The following is a 6,310-nucleotide window of genomic DNA, read 5'->3' as shown; positions in this document are numbered from 1 at the left end:
GGGGTCCGGGGACCGGCTTCGGTCCCCGGCGGAGAGGGGGTCCGGCGGGAGAGGCGGCGCCTCTCCCCCGGCGGCCGGCCACGGAGCGCAGCGCGGAAGCGGCCGCCCGGATCAATGACCGAGCGCGACGCCCTTGCCGGCCTCGGCGGCCGGAAGGGCCATGGGGTGGGCCAGCCGCTTGACGGTCAGGGCGGCCGCGGCGACCAGGCCGGGCACGGCGAGCACCAGGAAGAGGCTGCCCAGGCTGAGCTGGTAGCGGGACAGTTCCGCCACCAGGAAGGAGCCGGCGATGCCGCCGAAGCGCCCAAGGCCCAGCATCCAGGCGACGCCCGTGGCGCGCCCCTGGGTCGGGTAGAAGCCGGCGGCCAGGGCCGGCAGCGAGGACTGCGCGGTGTTCATCAGCGTGCCCGCCACCAGCACCGCCAAGATGAGGAGCGGCGGGTTGCCCGTCGCCTGCCCGATCGCGGCGATGGCGAGGGCGGTGAGCAGGAAGCCGATGGCGATGATGGAATTGCCGTTGAAGCGGTCCATCAGCCAGCCGAAGAAGACTGCCCCGATGCCGCCGAGCGGGAAGAGCGCCGAGATCATCGCCGCCGTGGCCGGGCGCATGCCGGCATCACCGAACAGCACCGGCATCCAGTTCACCAGGGCGTAGAAGATCACCAGCCCCATGAAATAGGCGATCCAGAGCATCACCGTGCCGACCAGGAAGCGCGGCGACAGGATGGTGGCGATGCCGCCCTTGCCTGCCTCCACCTGCTGCGCCTCCAGGTTCACGAAACGGCCCGTCTGGCTGGCGGATGCGGAGATGCGGCTCAGCACGGCACGCACGCGCTCCGCCGGGGCGCCCTTGGCGAGCATGTAGCGTACCGATTCCGGCAGCAGCAGGAGCAGCAGCACCGCCAGCAGCAGCGGCACCACGCCGCCCAGGTGCAGCACGCTGCGCCAGCCCCAGAGCGGGATCATCCAGGCGGCCAGGAAGCCGCCGAAGGCAGCACCCAGCGGAAAGCCGCAGAACATGGCGTTGACGATGGTGGCGCGCCGCCCGCGCGGGCAGAACTCGCTCATCAGCGTCACCGCGTTCGGCATCGCGGCGCCCAGGCCCAGGCCGGTGAGGAAGCGCCAGACCACCAGCGTGTCCAGGCTGCCGGCATAGCCCGACATCAGGCAGGCGATGCCGAAGACCAGCACGGAGCCGGTCAGCACCGCCTTGCGCCCGAAGCGGTCGGCCAGCGGCCCGGCGGCCAGGGCCCCGGCGGCGAGGCCGAAGAGCGCGGCGCTCAGCACCGGTGCCAGGGCCGGGCGCGAGACGCCCCACTCGGCGATCAGCGAAGGGGCGATGTAGCCGATGGCGGCGGTATCGAAGCCGTCCAGCAGCACGATGGTGAAGCAGAGGGCGAAGATGACCCACTGGAAGGGAGAGAAGGGATGCGCGTCCAGGAATTCCTGGACGTCGGTATCGCGGCCTGCCTGCATGTCTTTTCCGGAATCCTCGGGGCTTTCTTGTCTCCGGCCGCTTGGAGCGGTTCCGGGAAGGGGATGCATAAACGCTGAGAGCCCTGCCGAACCGGGCACAGGATACCGGCGAAAGCCCCCGCCACGGCCCGTTCCGGGCGCGGCGGGGGGGGCACCGGTTGGCCAGGGCGGCGGCTCAGGCGGCCAGCGGTGCCTGGCGCAGCAGGGGCAGTTCCATCGGCAGGCCCACATAGTTCTCCGCCATCACCGCGCGGGCTGTCTGCGAGCCACGGATATAGTCCAGCTCGGCCATCTGCATGCGGCGGGAGAAGCCGTCCATGTTGGGGAAGCGGTGCGTCAGGGTGGTGAACCACCAGGAGAAGCGCTCCGCCTTCCAGACGCGGGACAGGGCGCGGGCGGAATAGGTCTCCAGCGGCTCGGCCTGCCCGTCGCGGTGCTTCGCGATCAGTGCCGCGGCCAGCATCGCCACATCCGAGGCCGCGAGGTTCAGCCCCTTGGCGCCGGTGGGCGGCACGATATGCGCGGCGTCCCCGGCCAGGAACAGGCGGCCGTGGCGCATCGGCTCGCTGACAAAGGAGCGCAGCGGCGCGATGCCCTTCTCGATGGCGGGGCCGCGCACCATGTTGCGCGCCGCCTCGTCGCCCAGGCGGATCGCCAGCTCGTCCCAGATCCGCTCGTCCGGCCAGTCCTCCAGCTTCTCGTCGAGCGAAACCTGCACGTAGTAGCGGCTGCGCGTCGGCGAGCGCATGCTGGCCAGCGCGAAGCCGCGCTCGTGGTTGGAATAGATCAGCTCGTGGTCGCAGGGCGGCACGTCGGCCAGGATGCCGAGCCAGCCGAAGGGATAGACGCGCTCGAAATGCGTGCGCAGTGCCTCGGGGATGCTGGCACGCGACACGCCGTGGAAGCCGTCGCAGCCGGCGATGTGGTCGCAGTCGATGCGATGCTCCTCGCCGCCATGGCGGTAGGTGACATGCGGCGCCTCGCTTTCGAGGCCGTGCAGCGCGACATCCGACGCCTCAAAGACCAGGGCGGCGCCGCGCGCCAGATGCGCCTCGATCAGGTCGTGGGTGACCTCGGTCTGGCCATAGATCGTCACCGCCTTGCCGGTGAGCTGGCGCATGTCCACGCGGAAGGTTTCGCCGCCGAGCGCGACGCGGAAGCCGTCATGCACCAGCCCCTCGCGGTGCAGCCGCGCGGCCACGCCGCACTGCTCCAGCAGATCGACCGTGCCCTGCTCCAGCACGCCGGCCCGGATGCGGCTTTCCACATAGGCGCGGTCCCGCCGCTCCAGCACGATGCAGTCGATCCCGGCACAGTGCAGGAGCTGGGATAGCAGCAGCCCGGCCGGTCCGGCCCCGATGATGGCGACCTGTGTGCGCTGGCGCATGGATGCCTCCCAGTCCTCAATCTTACAGAAGAGATCGCGCGGAAGAGTGGCTCCGGACAAGGCAATTTTATCGCATTGGTTTGGACTTTTCAGGCAAAGCGCCAGAGAACCCCGCCATGTCTCCGCTTCCACCCACCATGGCGCCGGAGGAGCCGGGTGCTCCGGCCATGCTGCCCGCCGTTCCCACCTACGACCTCTATGGCGAGGCGCAGCCGCGCCCGGTGCTCGACCCGGTGCACCTGGAAACCCTGATGGCCCGGAGCCACCCGCATGATTGGAATATCCGGCCACACCGGCACCGCGCCCTGGGACAGGTCTTCTGGCTCTCGGCGGGCAGCGGGCTGATCCTGCGCGAAGGCCAGGCCCAGGCTTTCGAGGCGCCCTTCCTGATCTACATGCCGCCCGGCGCGGTGCATGGCTTCCGCTTCGCGCCCTGGAGCGCGGGGCATGTGCTGACGCTCACCGATTCCCTTCTGGCCTCGGCGCTGCGGCTGATGCCGGAGCCCTGGCCGGCCGGTGCCTTCAGCTTCGGCCTGGCCGGGCACGAGCCGCTGGCCGAGGGCCTGAACGGCGCCTTCCAGGCGTTGGAGGCGGAGTTCCGCCGCACCGGCCCGGGGCGCAACACGGCGATGGCGGGGTGGGTGCTGCTGATCCTGTCGCTGCTGCGGCGCGGCCTCGCGGAGGAGGCCTCGGCCCGCCAGCGGCCCTCACCGCAATCGGTGCTGGTGGAACGCTTCCGGGTCCATCTGGAGGCGCATTTCGCCGAGCACCTGCCCCTGCCGGAGCATTGCCGGCGGCTGGGGGTCACGCCCAGCACGCTGACCCGCGCCTGCCGCGCCGTGACCGGGCAGTCGCCGCTGCAACTGATCCAGGACCGGCTGATGCTGGAAGCACGGCGCCTGCTGGCCTACACGGCCTCCAGCGTGGCGGAGATCGCCTTTCAGCTCGGCTTCGAGCCGGCCTACTTCTCGCGCGCCTTCACCCGGCAGGAGGGGCTTTCGCCGGCCGCCTTCCGGCGCCGTGCCTCGTGGAGCGGGCCTGATGGATATATCAAATGAAATGATGGAAATCCTCAGAATTTTGCCCGTCCAAAGGATAGTTAGGAGACTCCATATCCCTGTCACCGAACGGGCAATAGGGCCCGCCGGAAAGACAGGAACGACACCATGTCCAGGTTTTCCAGCCGTCTCGCCATCGCCGCCCTGACCCTTTCGCTGGGCGCCTTCGCCCCGCTGGCGGCTCAGGCCGAAGTGACAGACTTCTCCAATTCCGGCTCCTCGAGCGTGAGCGGCACCCCCTCCTACGAGGACACCACCCGCGCCCTCGCCGGCGCCACCCCGCTGAACGTCAGCAATGCCGGCTCCTCGGCCATCGGCATCGGCTCGCCCTATGCCGCCGAGCGGGTGATGCTGACGCAGAACAGCCCGGGCGCCTCGCCCACCGACTTCTCGGGCTCGGGCTCCAGCGCGGTGGGCGGCGGCTTCGGCACCGGCCCCCATGCTCCGCGGCACTCCATGCTGGCCGCCCGGTAACGGTGGCTGGCGAGGAGCAGCTCCGGCCACGGAGGAGGATGCCAGGGCCCGCGATGACGCTTCCAGCGATCGTGGGCCGGCAGGGCCATCCCCGCACGGGATGCCTGTCCCGGGCCAGGCGAAGGCCCTTGGCCATGGCAGCCTCTTCCTTGCAGGGAGGCGCGACCGCGCGCAGGCAGCATGAACAGGATCACCCGGACCGCTGGCTCCCTGGCCGGCGCCAGGGGCTCCACCGCCGATCCGGTCGCCCGGGAATGTGACCTGGCCTGGGCGCGCCACCGGGGCGAGTGCTACCCGGCCAGCAGCGCCGTGAACGACTGGGAAGCCTATCACCGGCAGCTGCTGTCGGAGGAGGCGCGGCTCTACGGCTTCGTGGAATGGAACTCGCCCAGGTTGCGCGAGCGGCTTTCGGCGGAGCAGAACCACCGATGCTGCCATTGCGGCAAGCGGATGGAGGCGGATGCGCCGGACCCGGACGACCGTCCGAGCTTCGAGCACATCCTGCCGCGCAAGCAGGGCGGCGGGAACCGGCCCTGCAACCTGGCCGTCGCCTGCCGGCGCTGCAACGTGGACCGGGCGGACAGGCTGGGCTGGTGCCGCGGCCACAAGCCGCGCTGAACGGGGAGGCCCGGCCTCGGGAGGTCAGGCCTCTCCTCCTTCCGTCAGGCGGCGCAGCGCCTCCTGCAACGGGGCATCCTCCACCAGCAGGTGCCGGGACAGGTCGGCCAGCGTCAGCCAGCCGGCGACCTGCCCGGCCTCGTTCGTGACAGGCAGGCGGCGGAGATGGTGCGCGGCCATCAGGTCCATGGCCGCATGCAGCGTATCGCCTTCCCGGCAGGTGACGGCCGGGCGCGACATCACCTCGCGCACCTGGATCCGGTTCGGGTCCAGCCCCCGCGCGACCAGGCGGTAGAGGATGTCGCGATCGGTGACGATGCCTTCGAGCCGCTCCGGCGAGCCCACCGGCAGGGCGCCGACCTCGATCTCGCCCATCAGCTCCGCCGCCTCCCGCACCGGCGCGTCCGGTGCGACGAACTCCACCTCCGTGGCCATGATATCCGTCACCCGCAGGGCGGCGCTCATGGCTCATCCCGGCCGAGCAGGGCCTCGTCGATCTGTTCCAGCAGGCGCGGGAAGTCCACCGGCTTGGGGTGGTAGGCATCGAACCCCGCCGCCGCCAGATCGGCCGGGCTGGCGGACAGGCCATGCGCCGTCAGCGCGATGATCGGAATGCGGGCGGCCTCGCCCTCCGCGCCACGCAGGGAGCGGGCCACGCTCCAGCCATCACGGAGCGGCAGGTTCATGTCCAGCAGGATCACGTCGGGTTGCTCCATCAGGGCCCGGCGCAGCCCGGTCTCCCCATCCGGCGCCAGCACGACATGGAAGCCCCGCCGCTCCAGCCTCCGGGACAGCGCGTCCCGCAGGTCCTCATGGTCCTCCACCAGCAGAATCCGGGTCACGTCATGGTCCTGGGCGGCACCTTCCACGGGGGCGATCCGGCGCCGGAGCCGGTCTGTCATCGAAGCGCCGCACATCCCCGCGGGTTGCCGCCGGGACGCAGGGGGGGTCATGCCGCCGGCGGGGAGCAGGGCGAGGGCGCCAGCCTTTCGGCGAGGCCCGCCACCTGCCGCCGGATCTCCGCCACGGCCGTGATCTCCCAGAGGCCACCGGGGGCGCAGGGGCCGATGGCATGGAGGCCGGGAACGGGCTCGCCACCCCGGTCCAGCACGGCGTCGCTGCCGGGCGCCGTGTCGAGGCCGAGTTCCAGCGGATCGAGCCGCGCCAGCCCCGCCGAGGCCAGCCCCGCGACGGCCGGGTGCCGGAGCCAGTGGCGCCCCCCGGCCGGGCCGGTGCAGAGCTGCAGCCGCGCCACGGTCCGTTCCTCCCGCCGGCCGTCCCGGTGGCGCAGCATGGC

The 6,310-nt window shown here is 71.3% G+C and carries 7 protein-coding genes and 1 pseudogene; 3 read left to right on the top strand and 5 right to left on the bottom strand.

What is annotated here, in order from left to right:
• Positions 1-111: 111 nt before the first annotated feature.
• The gene (locus ROTAS13_RS17320; RefSeq protein WP_019463431.1) at positions 112-1,476 is read right to left on the bottom strand and encodes an MFS transporter; all 1,365 of its coding nucleotides are present in this window, start codon (positions 1,474-1,476) and stop codon (positions 112-114) included.
• A gap of 175 nt (positions 1,477-1,651) precedes the next feature.
• Positions 1,652-2,863 carry a 4-hydroxybenzoate 3-monooxygenase gene (gene pobA, locus ROTAS13_RS17315; RefSeq protein ID WP_019461009.1) on the bottom strand — a complete coding sequence of 404 codons (1,212 nt, stop codon included), beginning with the start codon at positions 2,861-2,863 and terminating at the stop codon, positions 1,652-1,654.
• A gap of 116 nt (positions 2,864-2,979) precedes the next feature.
• On the opposite strand from pobA, the gene ROTAS13_RS17310 reads away from it, so the two are divergent.
• The 3 genes from ROTAS13_RS17310 to ROTAS13_RS17300 all read left to right on the top strand — a co-directional run bounded on the left by ROTAS13_RS17310 (position 2,980) and on the right by ROTAS13_RS17300 (position 5,013).
• Positions 2,980-3,921, top strand: coding sequence for a helix-turn-helix domain-containing protein (locus tag ROTAS13_RS17310; protein WP_171979136.1), 942 nt, complete (start codon positions 2,980-2,982; stop codon positions 3,919-3,921).
• A 108-nt stretch (positions 3,922-4,029) separates the two neighbouring features.
• Positions 4,030-4,395 carry a hypothetical protein gene (locus ROTAS13_RS17305; RefSeq protein ID WP_019461011.1) on the top strand — a complete coding sequence of 122 codons (366 nt, stop codon included), beginning with the start codon at positions 4,030-4,032 and terminating at the stop codon, positions 4,393-4,395.
• Between the two features lie 180 nt (positions 4,396-4,575).
• Positions 4,576-5,013: an HNH endonuclease gene (locus ROTAS13_RS17300; RefSeq protein ID WP_075822956.1), complete on the top strand. Its 438-nt coding sequence runs from the start codon at positions 4,576-4,578 to the stop codon at positions 5,011-5,013.
• Between the two features lie 24 nt (positions 5,014-5,037).
• Here ROTAS13_RS17300 and ROTAS13_RS17295 read toward each other — a convergent pair whose 3' ends face one another.
• The 3 genes and pseudogenes from ROTAS13_RS17295 to ROTAS13_RS27290 form a co-directional block, all read right to left on the bottom strand.
• Positions 5,038-5,478, bottom strand: a complete 441-nt coding sequence (locus ROTAS13_RS17295; protein ID WP_019461879.1) for a CBS domain-containing protein — start codon at positions 5,476-5,478, stop codon at positions 5,038-5,040.
• Positions 5,475-5,915, bottom strand: coding sequence for a response regulator (locus ROTAS13_RS17290; protein ID WP_216348675.1), 441 nt, complete (start codon positions 5,913-5,915; stop codon positions 5,475-5,477). Before ROTAS13_RS17290 ends, ROTAS13_RS17295 begins: the two co-directional genes overlap by 4 nt.
• Positions 5,916-5,962: 47 nt before the next feature.
• Positions 5,963-6,310, bottom strand: a pseudogene (locus tag ROTAS13_RS27290) (hypothetical protein); the annotation flags it as partial.

The sequence above is a fragment of the Roseomonas sp. TAS13 genome (genome assembly GCF_001950415.1).
GTDB classification, from domain to species: domain Bacteria; phylum Pseudomonadota; class Alphaproteobacteria; order Acetobacterales; family Acetobacteraceae; genus Roseomonas; species Roseomonas mucosa.
This window is presented reverse-complemented; position numbering and strand designations above follow the sequence as displayed.

Bases quoted from the DNA above. Each gene is read 5' to 3' on its own strand.
- ROTAS13_RS17300 (WP_075822956.1), top strand. From the start codon at position 4,576: ATGAACAGGATCACCCGGACCGCTGGCTCCCTGGCCGGCGCCAGGGGC.
- ROTAS13_RS17320 (WP_019463431.1), bottom strand. From the start codon at position 1,476: ATGCAGGCAGGCCGCGATACCGACGTCCAGGAATTCCTGGACGCGCAT.
- ROTAS13_RS17305 (WP_019461011.1), top strand. From the start codon at position 4,030: ATGTCCAGGTTTTCCAGCCGTCTCGCCATCGCCGCCCTGACCCTTTCG.
- ROTAS13_RS17290 (WP_216348675.1), bottom strand. From the start codon at position 5,915: ATGACAGACCGGCTCCGGCGCCGGATCGCCCCCGTGGAAGGTGCCGCC.
- pobA (WP_019461009.1), bottom strand. From the start codon at position 2,863: ATGCGCCAGCGCACACAGGTCGCCATCATCGGGGCCGGACCGGCCGGG.
- ROTAS13_RS17310 (WP_171979136.1), top strand. From the start codon at position 2,980: ATGTCTCCGCTTCCACCCACCATGGCGCCGGAGGAGCCGGGTGCTCCG.
- ROTAS13_RS17295 (WP_019461879.1), bottom strand. From the start codon at position 5,478: ATGAGCGCCGCCCTGCGGGTGACGGATATCATGGCCACGGAGGTGGAG.